This window comes from Streptomyces sp. NPDC058683 (genome assembly GCF_042716195.1).
Lineage (GTDB): Bacteria > Actinomycetota > Actinomycetes > Streptomycetales > Streptomycetaceae > Streptomyces.
On sequence record NZ_JBHXSK010000003.1, the window covers coordinates 12,485 to 34,996 of the forward strand.

19 protein-coding genes are annotated in these 22,512 nt (G+C 69.5%); 7 read left to right on the top strand and 12 right to left on the bottom strand.

Annotation, left to right across the window (positions count from 1 at the left end):
* Positions 1 to 43 precede the first annotated feature (43 nt).
* Positions 44 to 2,158 (bottom strand): transglycosylase domain-containing protein, encoded by a 2,115-nt coding sequence (locus tag ACFWXC_RS03900; protein ID WP_384473429.1) that lies wholly within the window; start codon positions 2,156 to 2,158, stop codon positions 44 to 46.
* A gap of 614 nt (positions 2,159 to 2,772) precedes the next feature.
* Between ACFWXC_RS03900 and ACFWXC_RS03905 the strand changes: the two genes are divergently transcribed.
* Entirely contained in the window at positions 2,773 to 2,982 is a 210-nt protein-coding gene (locus tag ACFWXC_RS03905) for a zinc ribbon domain-containing protein (RefSeq protein WP_384472590.1), read from the top strand.
* Here the strand turns inward: ACFWXC_RS03905 and ACFWXC_RS03910 are convergent.
* From ACFWXC_RS03910 to ACFWXC_RS03920, 3 genes are read right to left on the bottom strand one after another with little or no spacing between them, the layout of a single operon-like run.
* The gene (locus ACFWXC_RS03910; RefSeq protein WP_384472593.1) at positions 2,979 to 3,791 is read right to left on the bottom strand and encodes an HAD family hydrolase; all 813 of its coding nucleotides are present in this window, start codon (positions 3,789 to 3,791) and stop codon (positions 2,979 to 2,981) included. The genes ACFWXC_RS03905 and ACFWXC_RS03910 overlap by 4 nt on opposite strands.
* The gene (locus tag ACFWXC_RS03915) at positions 3,791 to 6,379 is read right to left on the bottom strand and encodes a phosphoribosyltransferase (RefSeq protein WP_384472596.1); all 2,589 of its coding nucleotides are present in this window, start codon (positions 6,377 to 6,379) and stop codon (positions 3,791 to 3,793) included. Before ACFWXC_RS03915 ends, ACFWXC_RS03910 begins: the two co-directional genes overlap by 1 nt.
* A 29-nt stretch (positions 6,380 to 6,408) precedes the next feature.
* Positions 6,409 to 7,581 carry an HpcH/HpaI aldolase/citrate lyase family protein gene (locus tag ACFWXC_RS03920; protein WP_384472599.1) on the bottom strand — a complete coding sequence of 391 codons (1,173 nt, stop codon included), beginning with the start codon at positions 7,579 to 7,581 and terminating at the stop codon, positions 6,409 to 6,411.
* A 178-nt stretch (positions 7,582 to 7,759) separates the two neighbouring features.
* On the opposite strand from ACFWXC_RS03920, the gene ACFWXC_RS03925 reads away from it, so the two are divergent.
* On the top strand, positions 7,760 to 8,536 hold the full coding sequence (locus ACFWXC_RS03925) for a TerD family protein (protein WP_384472602.1): 777 nt from the start codon (positions 7,760 to 7,762) through the stop codon (positions 8,534 to 8,536).
* A 19-nt stretch (positions 8,537 to 8,555) separates the two neighbouring features.
* Here ACFWXC_RS03925 and ACFWXC_RS03930 read toward each other — a convergent pair whose 3' ends face one another.
* The 6 genes from ACFWXC_RS03930 to ACFWXC_RS03955 all read right to left on the bottom strand — a co-directional run bounded on the left by ACFWXC_RS03930 (position 8,556) and on the right by ACFWXC_RS03955 (position 13,181).
* Positions 8,556 to 9,293, bottom strand: coding sequence for a Tellurium resistance (locus ACFWXC_RS03930; RefSeq protein ID WP_384472605.1), 738 nt, complete (start codon positions 9,291 to 9,293; stop codon positions 8,556 to 8,558).
* 120 nt (positions 9,294 to 9,413) lie between these two features.
* Positions 9,414 to 10,559, bottom strand: a complete 1,146-nt coding sequence (locus ACFWXC_RS03935) for a DUF475 domain-containing protein (protein ID WP_384472608.1) — start codon at positions 10,557 to 10,559, stop codon at positions 9,414 to 9,416.
* Positions 10,560 to 10,718: 159 nt separating this feature from the next.
* Positions 10,719 to 11,294, bottom strand: a complete 576-nt coding sequence (locus ACFWXC_RS03940) for a TerD family protein (RefSeq protein ID WP_384472611.1) — start codon at positions 11,292 to 11,294, stop codon at positions 10,719 to 10,721.
* Between the two features lie 121 nt (positions 11,295 to 11,415).
* Positions 11,416 to 11,991: a TerD family protein gene (locus tag ACFWXC_RS03945; RefSeq protein ID WP_384472614.1), complete on the bottom strand. Its 576-nt coding sequence runs from the start codon at positions 11,989 to 11,991 to the stop codon at positions 11,416 to 11,418.
* A gap of 175 nt (positions 11,992 to 12,166) precedes the next feature.
* A complete protein-coding gene (locus ACFWXC_RS03950) occupies positions 12,167 to 12,625 on the bottom strand; it encodes a peroxiredoxin (RefSeq protein ID WP_384472617.1) in 459 nt (152 codons plus the stop codon).
* A 118-nt stretch (positions 12,626 to 12,743) separates the two neighbouring features.
* Positions 12,744 to 13,181 carry a DUF3052 domain-containing protein gene (locus tag ACFWXC_RS03955; protein ID WP_351692127.1) on the bottom strand — a complete coding sequence of 146 codons (438 nt, stop codon included), beginning with the start codon at positions 13,179 to 13,181 and terminating at the stop codon, positions 12,744 to 12,746.
* 424 nt (positions 13,182 to 13,605) lie between these two features.
* Here ACFWXC_RS03955 and aceE point away from each other — a divergent pair, with 424 nt between their 5' ends.
* Both aceE and ACFWXC_RS03965 read left to right on the top strand, forming a co-directional pair.
* Positions 13,606 to 16,353, top strand: a complete 2,748-nt coding sequence (aceE, locus tag ACFWXC_RS03960; RefSeq protein WP_384472620.1) for a pyruvate dehydrogenase (acetyl-transferring), homodimeric type — start codon at positions 13,606 to 13,608, stop codon at positions 16,351 to 16,353.
* A gap of 134 nt (positions 16,354 to 16,487) precedes the next feature.
* On the top strand, positions 16,488 to 17,309 hold the full coding sequence (locus ACFWXC_RS03965; RefSeq protein WP_384472623.1) for a potassium channel family protein: 822 nt from the start codon (positions 16,488 to 16,490) through the stop codon (positions 17,307 to 17,309).
* Positions 17,310 to 17,381: 72 nt separating this feature from the next.
* Here ACFWXC_RS03965 and ACFWXC_RS03970 read toward each other — a convergent pair whose 3' ends face one another.
* On the bottom strand, positions 17,382 to 17,672 hold the full coding sequence (locus ACFWXC_RS03970; RefSeq protein ID WP_384472626.1) for a small hydrophobic protein: 291 nt from the start codon (positions 17,670 to 17,672) through the stop codon (positions 17,382 to 17,384).
* A 247-nt stretch (positions 17,673 to 17,919) separates the two neighbouring features.
* On the bottom strand, positions 17,920 to 19,539 hold the full coding sequence (locus ACFWXC_RS03975) for an MFS transporter (protein WP_384472629.1): 1,620 nt from the start codon (positions 19,537 to 19,539) through the stop codon (positions 17,920 to 17,922).
* A 66-nt stretch (positions 19,540 to 19,605) separates the two neighbouring features.
* Between ACFWXC_RS03975 and ACFWXC_RS03980 the strand changes: the two genes are divergently transcribed.
* The 3 genes from ACFWXC_RS03980 (at position 19,606) to ACFWXC_RS03990 (ending at position 22,506) form a co-directional block, all read left to right on the top strand.
* Complete coding sequence (locus ACFWXC_RS03980) at positions 19,606 to 20,241, top strand: TetR family transcriptional regulator (RefSeq protein ID WP_384472632.1); 636 nt, start codon at positions 19,606 to 19,608, stop codon at positions 20,239 to 20,241.
* Between the two features lie 119 nt (positions 20,242 to 20,360).
* On the top strand, positions 20,361 to 21,578 hold the full coding sequence (locus ACFWXC_RS03985) for an alpha/beta hydrolase (protein ID WP_384472635.1): 1,218 nt from the start codon (positions 20,361 to 20,363) through the stop codon (positions 21,576 to 21,578).
* A gap of 67 nt (positions 21,579 to 21,645) precedes the next feature.
* Positions 21,646 to 22,506: a DUF4429 domain-containing protein gene (locus ACFWXC_RS03990; protein ID WP_384472638.1), complete on the top strand. Its 861-nt coding sequence runs from the start codon at positions 21,646 to 21,648 to the stop codon at positions 22,504 to 22,506.
* Positions 22,507 to 22,512: the final 6 nt, after the last annotated feature.

Here is a 22,512-nt window from a genome sequence, read left to right on the forward strand (position 1 = left end):
GGCTCATTCTGCGGGTGGTGTGGGGAGCTTCGGGCTTCGGTGGTCAGTCAAGGCCCATGGCCTGTGCCCAGACCGCGTACGGGACGTTGTCGTCGCCGGTGCCGGCGAGTCCCTTGAGCGGGAGCGGCTCCAGGGATTTGTTCAGGTCGATGCGGTAGACGACGACGGACGTGGTCACGGACGAGGCCGTGCCGGTGTACCAGGAGGCGGTGTCCTTGCCGGTGGCGTTGGTGGTACCCGCCTTGCCCACCGCCCCGGCACCGGTACCGGCGGAGGCGGTCGGGTGGGCGAGGCGGAACGATTCGGTGAGCGCCAGCTGGACGTCCTCGGCCACGTCGTCGCGGACCGCTCGGGTCGGCTGCGGGGTGTCGAGGACGACCCGGTGGCCGTTGCGGGTGATCTTGGAGACCGAGTACGGCTCGGTGTGGTTGCCGCCGGCCGCGAAGGTGGCGTAGCCGCTCGCCATCCGGATCGCGCTGGGCGTGGAGCTGCCCATGGACAGCGTCGGCACCTGTGCCCCGATGCTGTCGGCGAGCAGCCCGGAGGCCACCGCGGTGGACCGCACCTTGTCGAGCCCGGTGTCCATGCCGAGTTGCATGAACGGTGTGTTCACGGACCGGGCGAGGGCCTGGGCCAGGCTGATCTGCCCATAGGACGTCCCGTCGTCGTTGTTCGCGTGGACCTTCTTGCCGCTGCGGTCCCAGTACGGCCCGTCCGGTGTCGTGACGGGGACCTTGTCGTTGCCGTCGTAAAGGGTCTCCGGGGTGACCGAGGTGGCGGCCCCGCCGCGCTCCTTGTGGACGCCGTTCTGGAGCCCGGCGGCATAGACGAAGGGCAGGAAGGCGGTACCGGCCGGGACGGTGGTCGAGTTGGACTCGTTGTAGCCCTGCGTACGGTGGTCGGGTCCGCCGTACACGGCGACGATGCGTCCGTCGGTGGCGACCGAGGCGGCGCCGTAGTGCGCGGCCTTCGCCAGCCCCGGGTCACTCTCCTTGGCCGCCTTGCGGGCCTTGCTGACCGCCTTGGTGAGGGTGTCCTCCTTCTTGCGGTCGAAGGTCGTGTAGATCTGGTATCCGCCGAGGTCGAACTGCTTGTCCGAGATATGGGCGGACTTCTTGGCGTACTGCTGGGCCAGTTCGACCAGGTAGTCGCTCTGGCTGCCGGTGTCGTAGACCTTGTTGTTCTTGATCGGGTCCGGGAAGGTCTTGTACGTGGCCCGTTCGGCCGGCGACAGTTTGCCGATCTTGACCATCCGGTCCAGGATCCAGGACCAGCGCTCCACCGCCCGCTGGTGGTTGGCCTTGCTCAGCGTCGGGTCGTAGAGCCCGGCGCCCTTGAGTAGTGAGGCGAGCATGGCGGCCTGGCTGGCGTTCAGATCGCCGACGTCCTTGCCGTAGTAGGCCTGGGCGGCGCGCTGGATGCCGTACGTCCCCCGGCCGAACCAGCTGGTGTTGAGGTAGCCCTCCAGGATCTGGTCCTTGCTCATCCTGTTGTCGAGCTTGAGGGAGATCATCGCCTCGGTGAATTTACGGCTCACCGTCTGGTTCTGTGTCAGATAGACGTTTTTCACATATTGCTGGGTAATGGTGGACCCGCCCTCGGTGTCCCCCTCACCAACGGTGCGATACAGGGCCCGGGCTATGCCTTTGACCGAGATACCGGGGTCGGAGTAGAAGCTCTCGTTCTCCGCCGCGAGCACCGCCCAGCGCACGTCCACCGGTATGTCCTTGAGCGGCATGTCCTGCCGCTGCACCCAGCCGGTCCGGGCCATCGGCGTCCCGTCGGACCAGAAGTACACGTTGTCCTGCTGGGTGGCGTACGTGTTGAGGTTGGACGGTATGTCCGTGGCCGCGTAGGCGACGACGAGGAACAGCCCGGTCAGGCCGATGCTCCCGAAGAAACCTCCCAGCCACTGCCGCCAGGACGGTATCCAGCGCCGCCAGCCGGTCCGGCCGGGCCGCGGGTACTTCGGCCGCAGCTTTTGCGCGTACGGGGCCAGTGGCGCGAGTCGGGGCCCCACGAGGGCCCGGAGTCCCGCCACCGCCGCCAGCACGCGTTCACGCGGCGACGGGCGGGCGCTGCGGCGCCGCTCGGCACGGCCGCCCGAGGCCGACGGCTCCGGCTCCGGCTGCCGTTGCTCGGGCACCCGGATCTGCATCGTGACGTCCGCCCGCAGGGCGTCCACCTTCAGATGCAGGGTCTCGTCATGCCTCGGCGGATCCGGCTTCTTCCGCCGCTCCCCCGCGCGGGGCGCCGGGATGTCGCCCGCGCCCTCCCCCGCCTTCGCTGCGTCGGCCTTCCCTGCCCGCAGGGCGTGCAGCTCGTTCCAGAGCGCCTCCGCCTTCTGCCGTGCGACTTCCTGCGCACGCTGAGCGTCGTCACCCTTCTGCCGCGGAGCATGCTCCGCCCGCAGGCCGTCGACCTTCAGGTGCAGGGTCGCGTCCGGCTCGAACGGCTTTCGATCCCGGGATCCGGCCTGGTCATGGCCGTCCTCCGGGTCGCCCGTCCGCTCCGATGCGTCCGTCACGACTGCGTCTCCCCTCGCACTCGGTCTTGCGCGCGCGGTTAGACACGACGGGTGGCAGGGCCGCGGTGGGCGCGGCGCTGCGAGCCCCCCTCATCCCCCGGTCTTTCGGCTCCTCGCGGCCAGCTTAAATTATCAGCGATCTTTTCAAAATCTCCGCACAAGTATCGGACAGAAAGGAACACTCATGAAATTCTGAGGTGCAGTGATGCCCATCACTTCCTCAGTACTCCCGTTAGCCTGTCCCCATGCCCCGCTACGAGTACCGCTGCCGCACCTGCGGCGACACCTTCGAACTGTCCCGCCCCATGGCCGAGTCGTCCGCTCCGGCAGCATGCCCGCACGGGCATGAAGACACCGTAAAGCTCTTGTCCACGGTGGCGGTGGGCGGTACGGCTGCCACACCCGCCGCCGCTCCCAGCTCCGGCGGCTGTTGCGGCGGCGGCTGCTGCGGCTAGCCCTCCGTACGGACCGTCTTCAGGAATTCCCGCAGGATTCGTTCTCCGGCCAGCACCCCGCGCTCCGGCAACGCGACGACGGCCGGCCCGGCCCATCCGGCGTCGGCCAACTCGCCGTGCCCCGGGCGCCAGCCACGGTCCGCGGCCAGCAGCAGGTCGGCGTCGAGCAGCGAGTCCCCCGCAGCCAGCGTCAGCTCGGCGCCGGTCCGCCGCGCGACCTCCCGCATCGCCGCGCTCTTCGTCAGCGGCTTCGGCACGGCGTAGATCTTCCGCCCCTGCAACGACACCGTCCAGCCGCGGTTCTCCGCCCACACCGCGAGGCTCTTCACCCACTCCTCGGGCAGCAGCTCCCGCTCCACCACCAGGTAGGCGAACAGGTCCTCGGCGACCCGCAGCTTGCGCAGCCACACCGGGTCGGCGTGCTCCGACAGATACGCGCACACCTCGTCCAGCGGCGCGCACTCGTCGGCCAGCCGCGCCAGCACCTGCCCGTGCCAGTCCGCGTCGGACACCCCGTCCACCAGCAGATGCCCGCCGTTGGCACAGATGGCGTACCGCGGCGCGGGCCCCGGCAGGTTGATCCGCTCGTACTGCTTGCGGGTCCGGGTGGTCGTCGGCACGAAGACGGCCGCGTCGCCGAGCTCGGTCAGCAACCGCGCGGACGTCTCGGTCAGGTACGACAGCGGCCTGCTCTCGTGCACCTCGACACAGAGCAGCCGGGGCGCCCGCGCGTCCGGCATGGTCAGCGCCAGGGCACCCGCCGAGTAGATGAGCGTACGGTCGAGGTCGCTCGCCACCAGCAGCGCCATCAGACGTTCACCGCCTTGCCGTCGGCGCCGGTCGCCCCGCGCGTGTACTTGGGATGGATCAACCCGACACAGGTGTACGGCAGTTCGCCGACCTCCTCCACCGGTACACCGCGCTGTTCGGCCAGCAGCCGCACATGGTCCAGGTCGGCGCCGGCCCCGGCCCGCGCCAGGATCTTCCAGGGCACCCGGCGCAGCAGCACCCGGGTGGTCTCCCCCACGCCCGGCTTGACGAGGTTCACGTCGTGGATGCCGTACTCCTCGCTGATCCGCTCCACGGCCGCCCAGCCCTCCCAGGTCGGTGTGCGGTCCGCGACGGCCAGCTCCTTCACGGCCTCGTCCACCGCGTCCACGACCTCCTCGAACCGCGCCGCGACCGCGTCCAGGAAGGCCACCGACACATCGGCCCCGGCCAGCTCGCGGTAGAACTTCGCGCCGTGGAAGTCGTCGGGACCCACCAGGTCGGCCCGCAGCACGGTCCGCGAGATCAGCCCGGAGACCGTCGAGTTGAGGCAGGCGGAGGGGATCAGGAAGTCCTCCCGGGTGCCGTACGTCCGCACGCACGACCCGGGGTCCGCGAGCACCGCGATCTCCGGGTCGAACCCGGAGACGCCCTCCCGCTCCCCGAACTCCTCGATCGCGTCGGCGAGTTCCCGGGTGATGGCGCCCTTGCCGGTCCAGCCGTCCACGAACACGACGTCCCGCGGATCGTGACGGTCCGCCAGCCAGCGCAGCGCGTTCGCGTCGATACCGCGGCCGCGCACGATCGACACGGCGTAGTGCGGCAGCTCGGCGCCGTACCGGAACCGCGCCCAGCGGCGCATCAGCACGCCCACCGGCGTCCCGGCCCGCGCCAGCGACACCAGCACCGGCCGCGGCGACCGCTCGGCCATCACCGTCTCGGTGACGACCCCGACCGCCTGCGCGAGCCGCGCCGCCGAGGTCTCCAGGGCCGCGTGGAACAACGCCTGGTACTGCTCGCTCGGCTGGTACTCCACCGGCAGCGACTCGGCGTAGTGCGCGCCACCGCCCTGGATGGCCTCCTCGCGCTCCTCGGTCGGCGCCTCCAGCGTGACGTCCGAGAGGTCCTGGAGCAGCCAGCCGACGTCCTCCGGCGGGTACGAGGAGAAGGCGGGGCCTCGGAGGGGCTCGGGCAGCATGGCGGGGCTCTCTTCGGTCAGCGCGGGGACGTACGACGGTACGACCGCGAGCAGGACATGCGGGGCATGCGCGCCGAGCCGGGCCAGCAGGCCGTCCGGGGCGTGCAGTTCGGGGGTGTCGCCGGTGGAGTCGACGAAGACGACCACCGCGTCGAAGCCGGCGCCGGCCACGTTGTACGCGTAGCGCTCGCCGGGGCCGTCGGCGGGGTTGTCGTGGGCCGGGAAGACGAGACGGCTGCGGATGGCGTAGCCGGGGTCGTCGACGGCCAGCACGGGTGAGCGGGTGGTGGTGGAGTACCGCACCTCGGCGGCGACGAGGGGCTCCAGCTCACGGGCGACTCTGAGGGGGGCGTACATCAGCTCCTCGAAGCCGAGGGTGAGTACGCGGCGGGCATCGGAGGGCAGGGCCTCGGCCAGGCGCGCGGCCATGGCGGGGAGGGCCGTTTCGAGGCGTATTCGGTGGGCGGGGGTGAAGCCGTGCCGGCCGCCGTCGGGGAGGCCCCGGGGCCAGTGCAGGTCGACGTGTGTGATGTGCGGGGTGGTGCGGTCGTCGGTCGTCTGCGGGCCGGTGGGGGCTGGTCGCGCAGTTCCCCGCGCCCCTTCAGGGCGTTGCCCTTGAAGGCGACGACCAGTCAACCCACCTAGGGGCGCGGGGAACTGCGCGCTCAGCCCAGACGGCGCCGCACCCGACCGGTCACCCTGCGCGGCACTCTCCTCGTACCGAGCCACCAGCTCCTGCCCCTTTTCCAGAACGCCGTCGGGCAGCTTCACGGACCCCGACGCGCCGGCCACCAGGTCCACCCTCGCGCCGATCTCACCGGCGAGATCCGCGAGGCGACCCGCGTCCGCGGGTGACCGCATATCGACCAGAGCCACCACGACGTAACGTTTCCGCGGATAACGGGCGTGCAGGTCCCTGATCGTGTTCAGGACCGTGTTGCCCGTGGAGAACTCGTCGTCCACCAGGACCAGCGGGCCGCCGCCGGCCAGCAGCGCGGGGTCCTCCGGGAGCAGCAGATGCGAGGTCGCGTGGGAGTGGGACTCCTCGAAGCCGCCGGCCGGGGTGATGCCCGGGACCGGGCGCCGCGTGGAGTGCAGGTAGGGGGCGAGGCCGATGCCGTCCGCGACGGAGTGGCCGAGGCCGGTGGCCGTCTCGGCGTAGCCCACCACGACGGCCCGGGCCGCCTCCTCGTCGCCGAGGAGCTCACGTACCCGTCGGCCCAGACTGAACCCGTGGCCGTACACCACCGCCGGTGACTGCGGCACGTGCTTGCCGAGCACGTTGGAGACCAGCAGGTGGGCCCGCTTGGGGTTGCGGCGCAGGGCCAGTCCGAGCAGGGCCCGCAGACCGTCGTCGCCCACGAGTTCGACGCCGAGCCGCTCGGCGACCCAGCTGCCGGACCAGTCCCCGTTGTTCACTGCGATGTTCATGTGCTTCCTGTGTCGTCCCCTAGGGCCCGTCAGCCGGGGATTCCGGCGGCGAGCAGCTCCACGAAGCCGACGTCCTCGTTGGCCACGCCGAACACCTCGGCCCGCAGCATGGTCCGCTCGGCCCAGGCGCGGTGCGGCTTCACCTCGTTCATCTTGTTCGTGTACGCCGAGCGAAGTACACCCCCACCGCCCCGTTCCGGCCGCAGGATGTCCTGGGCGTCCGAGAACTCCTCGTGACTGACGACCGACAGCGCGTGCACGGGGAGGACGTGCGAGGGGTGGATGCAGGTCTTGCCGAGCAGGCCGTTGGCGTGGTCCAGGGAGATCTCCCTGAGCAGCCCGTCCATGGCATGTTCGATGAGGCGGTCGCGCAGCTCCACGGCCTGCTCCTCCAGGAAGGGGCTGGAGCGGAGCATCGGCTTGAACATGCGCTCGGGGACCCGGAAGTACTCCCAGACCGGCCCGGTCACCGTGAACCCGGTGCCGTCCGCCCGCCCCAGCATGTTCACCACGTCCGCGATCACGGAGGCGATGATCTGCACGTCGTAGGCGGTCATGTCGGGTGCCCGCCGCAGCCCGTACGAGGAGCAGAAATCGGTCACCCCGAGCCTCAGCGCCAGCACCTTGCTCCGATACTTGTCGACGGCGCGGGCGATGCCCTCCAGGGCGTCCACGCGCGTCTCCCGGTACATCAGCTCGGGCGTCTCCAGGACGGGCATCCCGAAGAGCCGGCGGCCGCTGCGCGCCTCGGCTCCGGTCAGCGCCTCCAGGAAGGGGATGCCGCGCTCCTCGGTGAACTTCGGGAACACGAACCCGGACAGCAGCGACACGCTGCCGCCGAGCCGCCGTACCAGATCGGGGATCTGCTCGGGCTCGCGCACCCGGATGAAGAGCAGCGGCAGCTCCACGCCCGCCCGGGCGCGAGCGGCCAGGTCGGCGAACTGGCGGACGAGGTTCGCCTCGCCCGCCACCACGTCCTCGTCGCCGATGGAGTCCTCCAGGCACAGCACCATCGAGACCACGCCGAGTCCCGCCTGTTTGACGATGTCGTCGGCGAGCCGCTCCCGGGTGGCCGGGCTGTACAGCGTGGCGCCCAGGGCCGCGGAGAGCAGCCGGGCCGGGGAGTCGGCGGTGAACTCGCACGGCTCCTGGTGGAAGAGTCGCTGCCGCACCTCAGGTGCGATGTGCCCGAAATGACGCATAAAACTCCCCGCGGCGGCGTAGACCTAGGCTGTGGAATTGGTAAAGGGTGGCCGGTAATAGTACGTACAAAGCCATGTCGAGGGTTCCCGCCGGGCATGAATTCCAGGTAACCCGCCTGTGTCGGTCACGGAGCCCCCCGCGTTGTCGTGACCAGGACCGAGAGGGCAGGATGACCGCATGACGCACGCGATGCTGAAGGGGTCGAACGTCCCCGTGGAGGCCACCACGGTCCGGGCGGTACTGCGCTGGACCCCCGGGCAGGGAGTCCCGGACGTCGATGCCTCGGCGCTGCTCCTCGGCCCCGACGGACGTGTGCGCTCCGACGAGGACTTCGTCTTCTACAATCAGCCCCGGCACCCTTCCGGGAAGGTCTGGCGGCTGGGCAAGAAACGGGTGGCCGAAGGCCTCACCGACACGATCCAGACAGATCTCCCCGGTGTCGAGCCCAACGTCGGCCGAATCCTCCTGGTCGCATCGGCGGACGGCGTCCCGTTCGAACACGTACCCGCCCTGCGCATCCTGCTGTACGACGCCTCGGCTCCCGACGCCGAGCCGCTGGCCCACTTCGACATCAAGCCGGAGACCGGCGCCGAGACGGCCCTGATCTGCGGTGAGCTGTACCGCAGGGGCGAGGGCTGGAAGTTCCGCGCGCTGGGCGAGGGCTACAGCAACGGCCTCAAGGGCCTGGCGACCGACTTCGGCATCTCGGTGGACGAGTCGGAGTCGCTGGAGGAGTTCCCGGCCTCCCAGCCGCTGCCGCCCGAGCAGCCGACCACGGTCCCGGCCCAGCCGGCGTACGGCTACCCCCAGCCGGCCTCACCGGCCTACGGCTACCCCCAGCAGCAGCCCCAGTCGGGCTACGGCTACCCCCCGCCGGCCCCGATCCCGGTGGCGACGGTCCCGAACACGGACTTCCGGCTGCCTCCGCAGGGACCGCAGTTCATCGGGCGGTGACGGTGCCCCCGCCGCCGCCCTACTTCTCCACCTTCGTCTTGTAACCCCGCCCCCACTGCAGCCCCCACCCGTACAACCGGTCCAGCTCCCCCTGGAACCCGTACACGAACTTCACCTCGCGCCGGACGACCAGTTCCCCCTTGACGTTCTCGATCATCACCACCGCACACGACCGGGCCTGCGGATGCCGTTCGTCCAGGCCTATCTCGATCCGCGGCCCGTTGCTGGGGTAGAGCGTGACGATCGCGTGGGTGCGGTCGAACGCCGGCGTCTGGTCGTAGATGTACACGAAGACCAGCAGCCGCTTGATGTTGTCCCGGTGATCAAGGTTGACGTACATCGTCTCGCCGGACGCCGACCCGAACCGGTCGTCGCCGCTGAGCTTGACGTACGGCGGTGCGTTCACGTCCCCGAGCAGGCCGCCGAGCGGCTGTACGACACCCTTGCTCCCGTCGGCCAGCTCGTACAGCGCCCCGAGGTCGAGGTCGACGTTGACCATGCTCTGCCCGTGTCCGAGCACCTCCGGCGGCCTGAGCGCCTTGAAGGGGTGCCGGAACAGGCTGGTCCGCTGTTCGCCGTCGAAGTCGGACGTCCGCATCCGCCAGGCGAGGTTGATGCGCAGGTTGCCGGTGGCCGCGCCCTGCTTCGTCAGGGACACCTGCTGGTGCCGCTTGGTGAGCTCGATGGCGTTGGACGCGGCACTGCCCGAGTCGAACTCGGCCGCCCTTCCGCCCATCAGTCCGTCGAAGAAACCCATTACCGCCCCCAGAGACTTCCGCCGACGCCTCGGGGCGGCCGACCGTGTCGGCCGCCCCGAACAGAGCGTTCCTCGTCCAGAAGGGTGTCACACCCTCCGTTTTCGGCCCGACGAGCCGGTTCAGACGCCGGACGAGACCTCAGCCTTCTCGTCCGTCCCCGCTTTTCCCTCGGCCGCCGCCAACCGCTGGTTGCGTCGTACGGAGGACCAGAACGACCAGCCGATCAGGATGACGCCGACGAGACCGGTGATGACCTCGTGGATCTGGTACTGGATGGTGACCATCAGGATGACCGCCAGCGCACCGATCGCGTAGTGGGCGCCGTGCTCCAGGTAGACGTAGTCGTCGAGGGTGCCCTGGCGGACCAGGTAGACCGTGAGCGACCGGACGTACATCGCGCCGATACCGAGGCCGAGGGCCATCAGGACGATGTCGTTGGTGATGGCGAACGCGCCGATCACGCCGTCGAAGGAGAAGGACGCGTCCAGGACCTCCAGGTAGAGGAACATGAAGAACGCGGCCTGGCCGGCCAGCAGGACCGCCGACTTCTTCTTGCCGGTGCGCTCGGCCTCTTCCTCCGCCTCGTGCTCGCGTTCCTCCTCGGCTTCGAGGCGGTCCTCGAAGAAGCCGGAGAGGCCACCGACGATCATGTAGGTGATCAGGCCGGCGATACCGGCGATCAGGACCGTCTGCGCCTTGTCGACGTGGCCGCCGCCGTGCTGGTGGGCGTGGGTGGCGAAGGTGAAGGAGGTGATCAGCAGGACGATCAGGGCGATGCAGACCGCCAGCATGTCGACCTTGCCGAGCTTGGCCAGCGGGCGCTCGATCCAGCGCAGCCACTGGATGTCCCGGTCCTCGAAGATGAAGTCGAGGAAGATCATCAGCAGGAACATGCCGCCGAAGGCGGCGATCGCCGGGTGGGCGTCGGTGACCAGTTCCTGGTAGCGGTCCTTGTTGTTGAGTGCGAGGTCGACGGCCTCGATGGGACCCATCTTGGCGGTGACCGCGACGATCACGACGGGGAAGACCAGCCGCATGCCGAAGACCGCGATGAGAACGCCGACCGTGAGGAAGATCTTCTGCCAGAAGGCGTTCATCTTCTTCAGGATTCCGGCGTTGACGACCGCGTTGTCGAACGACAGGGAGATCTCGAGGACGGCGAGGATCGCCACGATGCCGAAGGCCTCCCACCCCCCGTAGAAGACCGCGGCGACCAGGCCGAGCGCGGTGATCGCGAACGACCAGCCGAAGGTTTTCAAAAGCACTGGTTACCCAATCATGGTGTGTGGGGGTACCTCCCAGACGGAGTCTGGGGGAGGGTCTCTCCCGCGCCGTACTCGGCTTTACTCATTGTTGACCACGGAGTCTAGAGGGCATCGGTGTCCTACGGCTCGCGCGGGCCCTACATCCGGCTGTGACGGGTGCTACGAGACGTTCACACCGAAGTCGAGAGCGATACCCCGCAGCCCGGAGGCGTAGCCCTGGCCGACGGCCCGGAACTTCCATTCGCCCTGGTACCGGTAGAGCTCGCCGAAGATCATGGCGGTCTCGGTGGAGGCGTCCTCGCTGAGGTCGTAGCGGGCGAGCTCCTGGCCGTCGGCCTGGTTGACCACCCGGATGAACGCGTTGGAGACCTGGCCGAAGGTCTGGCCGCGCTCGTCGGCCATGTGGATGGAGACCGGAAAGATGATCTTGTCGACCTCGGCCGGCACCTTGGGCAGGTCGACCAGAATCGATTCGTCGTCGCCCTCGCCCTCACCGGTGAGGTTGTCGCCGGTGTGCTCGACGGAGCCGTCCGGGCTCTTGAGCTGGTTGTAGAAGACGAACCACTCGTCGCCGAGCACCCGGCCGTCCTTGCACAGGAGCGCGCTGGCGTCGAGGTCGAAGGGGGCGCCGGTGGTGGAGCGGGCGTCCCAGCCGAGTCCGATCATGACGTTGGTGAGGTTCGGTGCGGCCTTGGAGAGGGAGACATTGCCTCCCTTGGCGAGCGTGACGCCCATGGTGCTGGTCCTCCCCTAGCGGTGTTTCTCCGGTTGTCCTGCACGTCCGGCGCCGACCGTAAACGGTGCGACGCCGGACAGTGCGGACTTTCGAACGCCCTCGACGGGCGCCCGGACGGGCTCAGACGTTGACGCCGAAGTCCTGGGCGATGCCGCGCAGGCCGGAGGCGTAGCCCTGGCCGATGGCGCGGAACTTCCACTCCGCGCCGTTGCGGTACAGCTCGCCGAAGACCATGGCGGTCTCGGTCGAGGCGTCCTCGGACAGGTCGTAGCGGGCGATCTCGGCGCCGCCGGCCTGGTTCACGACGCGGATGAACGCGTTGCGGACCTGACCGAAGGACTGCTGGCGGTTGTCGGCGTCGTAGATCGACACCGGGAAGACGATCTTCTCGACGTCGGCGGGGACCGTGACCAGGCTGACCTTGATCACCTCGTCGTCGCCCTCGCCCTCACCGGTGAGGTTGTCACCGGTGTGCTCGACCGAGCCTTCGGGGCTCTTGAGGTTGTTGAAGAAGACGAAGTTCGCGTCACTGCCGACCTTGCCCTCGGCGTTCAGCAGCAGTGCGCTGGCGTCGAGGTCGAAGTCGGTGCCGGTGGTGGTCCGGACGTCCCAGCCCAGACCGACGAGGACCGCGGTCAGGCCGGGGGCCTCCTTCGTCAGCGATACGTTGCCGCCCTTGCTGAGGCTGACTCCCACGAGTCCTCCCTTGTGGTGTCCAGGGGCGGGAAGCCCCCGTGGTGCTTCGGATACCGGATCAACGATTCGATCCTAGTGACGGGTTCCCGCCCCCCGCAGGCCCTGGACCCCGAAGAATTACCGGGTGTCGGCCCTGTCGACCCCTAGGGGATCGACGAACGGTCCACGAAGCGGTCTACAGGGCGTCGAGCGCCTTCACGTAGTCGTTCAGGTCGCGTGCGTCCGGCAGTCCGTTGACCACGGTCCACCGGACGACGCCCTCCTTGTCGATGACGAAGGTGCCGCGGACCGCGCAGCCCTTGGCCTCGTCGAAGACGCCGTAGGCGCGCGAGGTCTCGCCGTGCGGCCAGAAGTCGCTGAGCAGCGGGTACTCCAGGCCCTCCTGCTCGGCGAAGACGCGCAGGGTGTGGATGGAGTCGTTGGAGACGGCGAGCAGCTGGGTGCCGCGGTCCTCGAACTGGGGCAGGTTGTCGCGCAGCTCGCACAGCTCACCGGTACACACACCGGTGAAGGCGAACGGGTAGAAGAGCAGCACGACGTTCTTCTCGCCGCGGAAGTCGGACAGCTTCACGGACCGGCCGTGGTTGTCCTTGAGCTCGAAGTCGGGCGCCTTGTCGCCGACCTGGATCGCCATCGCTGCATCCCTTCGTAAGGGGCTGTTCGGGTGAGGACACCCTATGCGGCGACGTTCGCGCGGCGATCACGGCAGACCGGCGGACGGACCGGGACACGGTCCGTCCGCCGGCCGGGGCTCAGCGCTTCTTGGCGGCGCCCTTCGGGGTCAGCAGCCGGCTGCCGTTCCAGTCCTTGCCCACGCTGACGCTCTTGGTCTGCGAGAGGCCGGCGGTCGTGGCCGCCTCGCCGATGTCGCTCGGCTCGACGTAGCCGTCACGGCCCGTCTTCGGAGTCAGCAGCAGGATCCAGCCGCCTTCCTCCATGTACGTGACGGCATCCACCAGCGCGTCCGTCAGGTCGCCGTCATCCTCACGGAACCACAGCACCACGGCGTCGGCCACGTCGTCGTAGTCCTCGTCCACCAACTCGGTGCCGATGGTGTCTTCGATGGACTCGCGGAGTTCCTGGTCGACGTCGTCGTCGTAGCCGATCTCCTGGACCACCTGGTCTGGCTGGAACCCCAGCCTGACGGCAGGGGTGGTCCGCTCCTCCGCGTGGTCCGCGGTCGCGCTCACGGGTTGCCTCCTGATCATGTCTTGTTGATTAACTCAGCCACGCGCGTGCGCGAAGCATTGGCCGTAGTCCACACGGGCGGGACGGATCGCGCAAGTACCCGGCCGTTCAGACCGCCGAAACGGTGACGATCCCGGCCGTGTCGCCGCAACTCCCGGCACCGTATCGCAGACAGGTGTGGCACACACCACTCCCTTTTGCCCGCTATGTTCCTTTCGGAATCATCCTCACATACGACGGTCGAACGAGTTTGCCAAGCACGTCACACCCCGGGCGTATCGTTGCGTTTTGGCCGGGACCGAGTTACCTCACGGTAGAGATGACGTGCGCTGCCCCGAGGTGGACGATGGACAGCGGTGCGGGGAAACGCAGGGATTTGCAGGAAAACGCAGGGAATCAGTGCCCCTCTGACAGGTAAGGAACAGCGTGGCTTCCGGATCCGATCGCAACCCGATCATCATTGGCGGCCTTCCGAGTCAGGTTCCTGACTTCGATCCCGAGGAAACCCAGGAGTGGCTCGACTCGCTCGACGCCGCCGTGGACGAGCGCGGCCGGGAACGGGCCCGTTATCTGATGCTCCGCCTGATCGAGCGCGCCCGCGAGCGGCGCGTGGCCGTGCCCGAGATGCGCAGCACGGACTACGTCAACACGATCCCCACGCGCGCGGAGCCGTTCTTCCCGGGCAACGAGGAGATCGAGCGCAAGGTCCTCAACGCGACCCGCTGGAACGCGGCCGTGATGGTCTCCCGTGCGCAGCGTCCGGGCATCGGCGTCGGCGGCCACATCGCCACCTTCGCCTCCTCGGCGTCCCTCTACGACGTCGGCTTCAACCACTTCTTCCGCGGCAAGGACGACGGCCACGGCGGCGACCAGGTCTTCTTCCAGGGCCACGCCTCCCCTGGCATCTACGCGCGCGCGTTCCTGCTCGACCGGCTCGGCGAGGAGCAGCTGGACGGCTTCCGCCAGGAGAAGTCGAAATACCCGAACGGCCTCTCCAGCTACCCGCACCCGCGCTCGATGCCGGGCTTCTGGGAGTTCCCGACGGTGTCGATGGGCCTCGGCCCGATCGGCGCGATCTACCAGGCGCGGATGAACCGCTACATGCACGCGCGCGAGATCGCCGACACCTCGAAGTCGCACGTCTGGGCGTTCCTCGGCGACGGCGAGATGGACGAGCCGGAGTCGCTCGGCCAGCTGTCCATCGCCGCGCGCGAGGGCCTGGACAACCTGACCTTCGTCGTCAACTGCAACCTCCAGCGGCTCGACGGCCCGGTGCGCGGCAACGGCAAGATCATCCAGGAGCTGGAGTCGGTCTTCCGGGGCGCCGGCTGGAACGTGATCAAGCTGGTCTGGGACCGCACCTGGGACCCGCTGCTCGCCCAGGACCGGGACGGCGTCCTGGTCAACAAGATGAACACGACCCCCGACGGGCAGTTCCAGACCTACGCCACCGAGTCCGGCGGGTACATCCGCGACCACTTCTTCGGTGACGACCAGCGGCTGCGGGCGATGGTCGAGCACATGAGCGACGACCAGATCCTGCACCTGGGCCGCGGCGGCCACGACCACCGCAAGATCTACGCGGCGTTCAAGGCGGCCACCGAGCACAAGGGCCAGCCGACGGTCATCCTGGCCAAGACGATCAAGGGCTGGACGCTGGGCCCGAACTTCGAGGGCCGCAACGCCACGCACCAGATGAAGAAGCTGACGGTCGCCGACCTCAAGGGCTTCCGGGACCGGCTGCACCTGCCGATCTCCGACCAGGAGCTGGAGTCCGGCCTGCCGCCGTACTACCACCCGGGCCGGAACTCGGAGGAGATCCAGTACATGCACGACCGGCGCAAGGGGCTCGGCGGCTACGTCCCGACCCGCGTCGTGCGCTCCCAGCCGCTCGCCCTGCCGGACGACAAGACGTACGCGACCGTGAAGAAGGGCACCGGCCAGCAGTCCATCGCGACCACCATGGCCTTCGTCCGTCTCCTCAAGGACCTCATGCGGGACAAGGAGATCGGCCGTCGCTTCGTCCTGATCGCGCCGGACGAGTACCGCACCTTCGGCATGGACTCCTTCTTCCCGAGCGCGAAGATCTACAACCCGCTCGGCCAGCAGTACGAGGCGGTCGACCGCGACCTGCTGCTCGCCTACAAGGAGTCCCCGACCGGCCAGATGCTGCACGACGGCATCTCCGAGGCCGGCTGCACGGCCTCCCTGATCGCGGCGGGCTCGGCCTACGCCACCCACGGCGAGCCGCTCATCCCGGTCTACGTCTTCTACTCGATGTTCGGTTTCCAGCGCACCGGTGACCAGTTCTGGCAGATGGCCGACCAGCTGGCGCGCGGTTTCGTCCTGGGCGCGACCGCCGGCCGTACGACCCTGACCGGTGAGGGCCTCCAGCACGCCGACGGCCACTCCCAGCTGCTCGCCTCGACGAACCCGGGCTGCGTGGCCTACGACCCGGCGTACTCGTACGAGATCGCGCACATCGTCCAGGACGGCCTGCGCCGGATGTACGGCGGCGACGCCGAGCACCCGCACGGCGAGGACGTCTTCTACTACCTGACCGTCTACAACGAGCCGATCCAGCACCCGGCCGAGCCGGCCGACGTGGACGTCGAGGGCATCCTCAAGGGCATCCACCGGATCAGCGCGGGCACGGGCGGCACCGTCCCGGCGCAGATCATGGCGTCCGGTGTCGCGGTCCCGTGGGCGATCGAGGCGCAGCGGATCCTCGCCGCGGACTGGAACGTGAAGGCCGACGTCTGGTCCGCGACCTCGTGGAACGAGCTGCGGCGCGAGGCCGTGGCCTGCGAGGAGCACAACCTCCTCCACCCGGAGGAGGAACAGCGCACCCCGTACGTGACGCGCAAGCTGGGCGTCGCCGAGGGTCCGTTCGTGGCCGTGTCCGACTGGATGCGATCGGTTCCGGACCAGATCGCGCGCTGGGTGCCGGGCACGTACCAGTCGCTGGGCGCCGACGGCTTCGGCTTCGCCGACACGCGCGGCGCGGCACGCCGGTTCTTCCACATCGACGCGCAGTCGATCGTCGTCGCGGTGCTGACCGAGCTGGCCCGTGAGGGCAGGCTCGACCGCTCGGTGCTCAAGCAGGCCATCGACCGGTACCAGCTGCTGGACGTGACGGCGGCGCACCCGGGCGCGGCGGGCGGCGACGCCTAGCCGCTGCGCTCGGCTTCGGCCGGGGCGGGCGGTGCGGGCGGTGGGGAGCTGCGGCGACGTCGTGGCTGATCGCGCAGTTCCCCGCGCCCCTTTGGGGCGCCCTTCGGGGCGCGGATAGTGCCTACGATGCCCCCATGGAGGAACAGTCCGCGCAGGCGCGTTGGGAACAGCTCACCCAACGGCCGTTGCTGGCGCTCGCGGTGGCCTTCGCCGTCGCCTACGCGCTACCGATCGTGGACAGTTCCGCAGGGCATGTCCTCACCGCCGCGTGCACGGTGGCGGAGTGGGTGGTGTGGGGTTCGTTCGCTCTCGACTACCTCGTACGGCTGGCCCTGGCGCCCCGGCGCAAGGAGTTCGTGCGGACGCACTGGATAGACCTGTGCGCGGTGGTGCTGCCGATACTCCAGCCGCTGCGGCTGCTGCGGCTCGTCGCGACGCTGACGCTGGTGGGGCGGCGGGCCCGGATGGCCTCGCAGATCCGGCTGACGACGTATGTGGTGGGCGCGGTCGTCGGACTGCTGATGTTCGGCTCGCTGGCCGTGCTCTCGGTGGAGCGGGACTCCCCGAACGGGAACATCCGCACGCTGGGTGACGCGCTGTGGTGGTCGTTCACGACGATGACGACGGTGGGGTACGGCGACCACGCGCCGACGACCGGACTGGGCCGGATGATCGCGGTCGGCCTGATGCTGTCCGGGATCGCCCTGCTGGGTGTGGTGACGGCGAACATCGCGACATGGTTCATCGCCCGGTTCGAGAAGGACGACGTGGAGGAGCGCCGGCAGACGGAGGCGATCGCCTTGCTGACGGAGGAGGTGCGGGCGCTGCGGGCCGAGGTGGTCGCCCTGCGGGAGGACGGGGTGGGGGCCGAGGTGACGGCGTTGCGCTCACCGGCGCTGGCCGGGTGCCGCTGCGCCCACCCGTGCCGCCCCAGCGGCACGACTGCCCGCAGCTAGGGAGAGACGGCGGGCGAAGCGCCCCGTCAGGGGCGCGGGGAACTGCGCGACCGGCCCCCACCGGCCCCCACGCTAGAGCGATACGCCACCCAGCCACAGCAGCGCCAGCACCGTGTCGATCGTCCCCAGCACCACCGCCACCAGCGCCGGTACGGAACTCTTCGGGTTCCATATCCGGCCCATGGAGACCCAGCCGCACACCAGTGCCACCGGCCCCAGCACGATCCCCAGCGTGAAGAATCCGGCGACGGCGCAGATCGTGCCGACGATGCCCAGCGTGTCGCGGTCCAGCCCGGCCCGCGCACCTGCCCGGCCGCGTGAACGGGGGTACCCGCGTGTTCGTTGCCCGAAGCTCGCCATCATCAACTCCTCGGTCTCCGTGACCTGTTCGGGTTGATGACCGGGTACCCCTGTTCCGCGTCCGCAGACCTGCCAACGCGCTGCCCCCCTCCGGCAGCGCGCCGCGGCCCGGGTGTCCTCCCATGCCCTGCGGAAGACGTGACCCACTGTGACCTGCGGCGCGTACCGAGGGCGAGGAATCTTTAGCGGAGTCACCCTGATAGGGGAACTCCACCCCTGAAAAACGGACATATCGGCCCGGCGTGTTGCGCTAGATGTGGCCGACGCCCGCGCCGCTCTCCGCGTTCTCGCCGCGCTTGGTGAACAGCGCGACCAGGATCGCGACCGTCGCCACACCCGCCGCGACCAGCGAGGCGAGGCTCATGCCGGAGATGAACGTGTCGTGGGCGACGCCGGAGATCTTCGCGGCGATCTCCGCGGGCGTCCCCTCGGCGACCGGCGCGACACCGACCTGCACCGCCTCGGAGGCCTGCGCCAGCTGCGCGTCGGTCAGCTTCGGCAGCCCCGCGTCGGCCCAGTTGCCCGGCAGGTCGCTGTCGACCTTGGAGGCCATCACGGCGCCCAGGACGGCCGTACCGAGGCTGCCGCCGATCTGCATCGCGGCCTGCTGGAGACCGCCGGCCACGCCGGACAGCTCCATCGCCGCGTTGCCGACGATGACCTCGGTGGCGCCGACCATGACCGGCGCGAGGCCGAGGCCGAGCAGGGCGAACCAGATGGACATCACGCCGCTGCCGGTGTCCGCCTTCAGGGTGGACATGCCGTACATGGCGATCGCGGTGGCCGCCATGCCGCCGGCCAGCGGGATCCGCGGGCCGAGCTTGGTGATCGCGGCGCCGGCCAGCGGGGAGCCGACGATCATCATGCCGGTGAGCGGAAGGAGGTGGAGGCCGGCGTCGACCGGGTCCATCCCGTGCACGTTCTGCAAATAGAACGTCACGAAGAACAGGCCGCCCATGAAGGCGATGGCCATCAGGACCATCAGGACCACGCCCGCGGAGAGCGGGACCGAGCGGAACAGGGTGAGCGGGATCAGCGGCTCCTTGACCCTGGTCTCCCAGAAGGCGAAGAGCGCGAAGCCCAGCACGGACGCGGCGATGAACGTCCACGTCAGGCCGGCGCCCCAGCCCCAGCTCGGCGCCTTGATGAGCGCCCAGACCAGGCAGAACATCGCGCCGGAGAGCAGGGCGATGCCGAGCAGGTCGAAGGAGCGCGGGGCGTTCTCGGCGCGGTGGTCGCGCAGGATCAGCACGCCGAGGACCAGGGCGATCAGGCCGACCGGCACGTTGATGAAGAACACCGACTGCCAGCTGACGTGCTGCACCAGCACACCGCCGAGGATCGGGCCGCCCGCGGTGGAGGCACCGATGACCATGCCCCAGATGCCGATCGCCATGTTGAGCTTCTCGGCCGGGAAGGTGGCCCGCAACAGGCCGAGCGCGGCCGGCATCAGCAGCGCGCCGAACAGGCCCTGGAAGACGCGGAAGGTGACGACCAGGCCGATGCTGTCGGACAGGCCGATGGCGCCCGAGGCGGCGGCGAAGCCGACGACGCCGATCAGGAAGGTCTGCCGGTGGCCGAAGCGGTCACCGAGCTTGCCCGCGGTGATCAGGGAGACCGCGAGGGCGAGGAAGTAGCCGTTGGTGATCCACTGCACCTGGGCGAAGGTGGCGCCGAGGTCCTTCTGGATCGCCGGGTTGGCGATGGCCACGATGGTGCCGTCGAGGGCGACCATCATGACCCCGACGGCGACGGTGATCAGGGTGAACCAGGGGTGGCCGCGCAGGCCGGAGGCCGGCGGCTGTTCCGGCAGGGCTGTAGGTGTTACGTCCCCCGACCCCGCCGTGTCGATCGTGGTCTGACTAGTCATACGATCGAGGCTAATGACAGCCACTGACAGTTGACAAACGAAATCAGTAGTCAGTAACTGTCAGACATGGAAACGTTGCGCGAACGCAAGAAACAGCGCACCCGGGACGCGCTGCTGCGCTCCGCGCTGGAGCTGTTCGTGACCCAGGGCTACGAGCACACCACCGTCGACGAGATCGTCGAGTCCGTCGACGTCTCGCAGCGCACCTTCTTCCGCTACTTCGCCAGCAAAGAGGACGTGGCCTTCTTCGTGCCACGGCTCACCGAGGCGCACTACGTCGAGGCGGTGCGCCGGCGCCCGGCCGAGGAGCCCCCGCTGGAGGCGCTGCGCCGGTCCGTCATGGACAGCTGGGACAGCATCGAGGAGGCCATCGAGCGGTACGTCCCGGTCGAACTGCTGATGCGCACGTACAAGATGATCGAGGCGACGCCGGTCCTGTTCGCCGCCCATCTGCGGCGCCAGTCGGAGACGGAGGAGGAGATCGCACGGATCGTCGCCGAGCGGGAGGGCGTCGACCCGGACACCGACCCGCGGCCCCGGCTCGTGGTCGCCGTGTTCGGCGCGGTCATCCGGGTGACCGAGCGGCACTGGTCGGTCGGCGACGACTTCAGCGTCACGGCGATCCGCGAACTCACCGCGTCCTACCTCGATCAGGTGGGACCGGCGCTCACCGGGAACTGGCGCGAGAGCAACGAGAACTGAGAGAGCCTCGAGAGCCGAGACGGACCGCACGAGCCGAGATCAGCCACGTGTTTGCCAAAACGTGATAACTGTCACTCGGTTACCGCGAGACCCCTTCGTTCTCCTAGTGTGTCCTCCCAGTGACTTCCTTCGACACCTCCCCGCCACTGAACGTCTGGCGCGCGCTGCTGGCCCTGGCCGTGGTGTTCGTGATGCTCGCGACCACCGGCTGGACGGCCATGCGCGCGCACCGCGAGACCACCGCCCTGCAGACCTCCCTCGACAAGTGGGAGCACGGCAGCCTGCACGGTCTCCACCTGCCGGACCCGGAGGCGTCCCCGGCGCGGCTCACCCGTTTCTTCGCCACGCTCACCGTGCAGGAGCGCGACCGGCTCGTGCACCGCTACCCGCTCGCGGTCGGCAACATGAACGGCGCCCCGGCCGGCCTGCGCTACCGGGCCAACCACATCGCCCTCGACCAGCAGCGTGCTGTCGAGAAGAAACGTATGCACGACCCACGGCTCACCGCGGCCGGGCAACAGGACGCGGGCCGCCGGATGCACCGCTACGAGGCGCTGATGGCCAAGGGGCGGCAGATCCTCGCCTTCGACCCGGACGGCAGCGGCCGGGTCGCCGAGGTGTTCGGCGACCTCACCAGGGCCGAGCGGATCTCCGTCGTCGTCCCCGGCGTCGACACCGACCTGCTCACCTTCCAGCGGACGAACCGCCAGTACACCGCCCCGGTCGGCATGGCCAAGGCGCTGTACAGGGCGGAGCACACGGCGAGCCCCGCGACCCGTACGGCGGTGATCGCCTGGGCCGACTACACCGCGCCCGACGGGCTCGGCGTGGGCGCGGCGACCGGCACGGCCGCCGAACAGGGCGCCGTACGCCTCAACGCGCTGCTGCGCGCGCTGCCCGGCACGGCACCGGTGTCGATGTTCTGCCACAGCTACGGCTCGGTGGTCTGCGGGGTGGCCGCGCACGGCATGCCGGACCGGGTGTCCGACATAGCGGTGGCCGCCAGCCCCGGGATGCGGGTCGAGAACGCCTCGCACCTGGACACTTCCGCCCGGGTGTGGGCGATGCGGGACGCCACCGACTGGATCCAGGACGTCCCCTACATGGAGTTCGGCGGACTCGGCCACGGCGCCGACCCCGTCTCCTCCTCCTTCGGGGCGCGGGTGCTGTCGGCGCACGACGCACAGGGACACGCCGGCTACTTCGAGCCGGGCACGGACAGCCTGCGCAACCTCGCCGACATCGGGGTTGGCGCATACGGCGCGGTGACCTGCGCCCACGACGATGACGGGTGCCGGGCGGGTTTGTCCGGCACGTTGATGGCCGGACGCGCGTAGAGACAGCAGGAAGTGCGGTATGCGCGGGGATGGGACTGAGAAGCACGTGCCGCATACGATGAGCCGCATGGGTGACGTACTGGCCGGATTTCATGCCGCCTGGGAGTTCGAGTCCGACTCCGTGCTCATCCGCTACGAACGGGGGATTCGAACACCCAAGCTCTTCCAGACGCTGGGTGAACGCCGGGTGCCGTTCGCCGCGCTCGCGGGGGTGACGCTCACTCCCGGCAAACGCGGCACGGTGGTCCTGCGGGCCGAGCCGCGCCCGGGCGCCGATCCCCTGGTGGAGGCGGCTGCCGGGCAGCTGAAGGACGGCAGCGACCCCTACCGGCTCGTCCTGCCCGCCGAGCGGGAGACCCTCGCGGAGTACTACGCCGACGAACTACGGCCGCTGCTCACCGAGTCCGCGTCCGAACCGGCCGAAAGGTTTCTGGTGGCCGCGCCCGAGGCGCCCCGGCAGTTCAAGGCGTACGACGGCAAGGCGAGCTTCGACGGCAAGGCCGTGCACTTCCGCTGGTCGTGGACGGGCGCGTCGACGGCCAAGTGGAAGGCCGGCGACCAGCGCTTCGCGGTGGCCGACCTGGGGGGTGTGGAGTGGCGGTCCCCGGAGGTCTTCGAGGGGCATCTGCGACTGCTGCGCCGCGGGGACCTCACGGGGGCGGCACCGGCGGTCCCGGCCGACCAGGATCCGGCGACCGTGGTGTTCGGGCTCGGATACGGGCCGGTGCACGAGTCGCTGCCGTTCGCCGCGGCCGTCCTGGAGGCGGTACGGGCGAAGGGCGGGGCCGCGCTGCCGTCGTCGGCGGGGCGCCGGGACCCCGCCGACATCGCGGAGCGGATTCGCCATCTCGGGGAACTGCACCAGGCGGGGCTGGTCACCGACGAGGAGTTCGCCGCGAAGAAGGCGGAGCTGCTGGCGGAGCTGTGAGGGCGC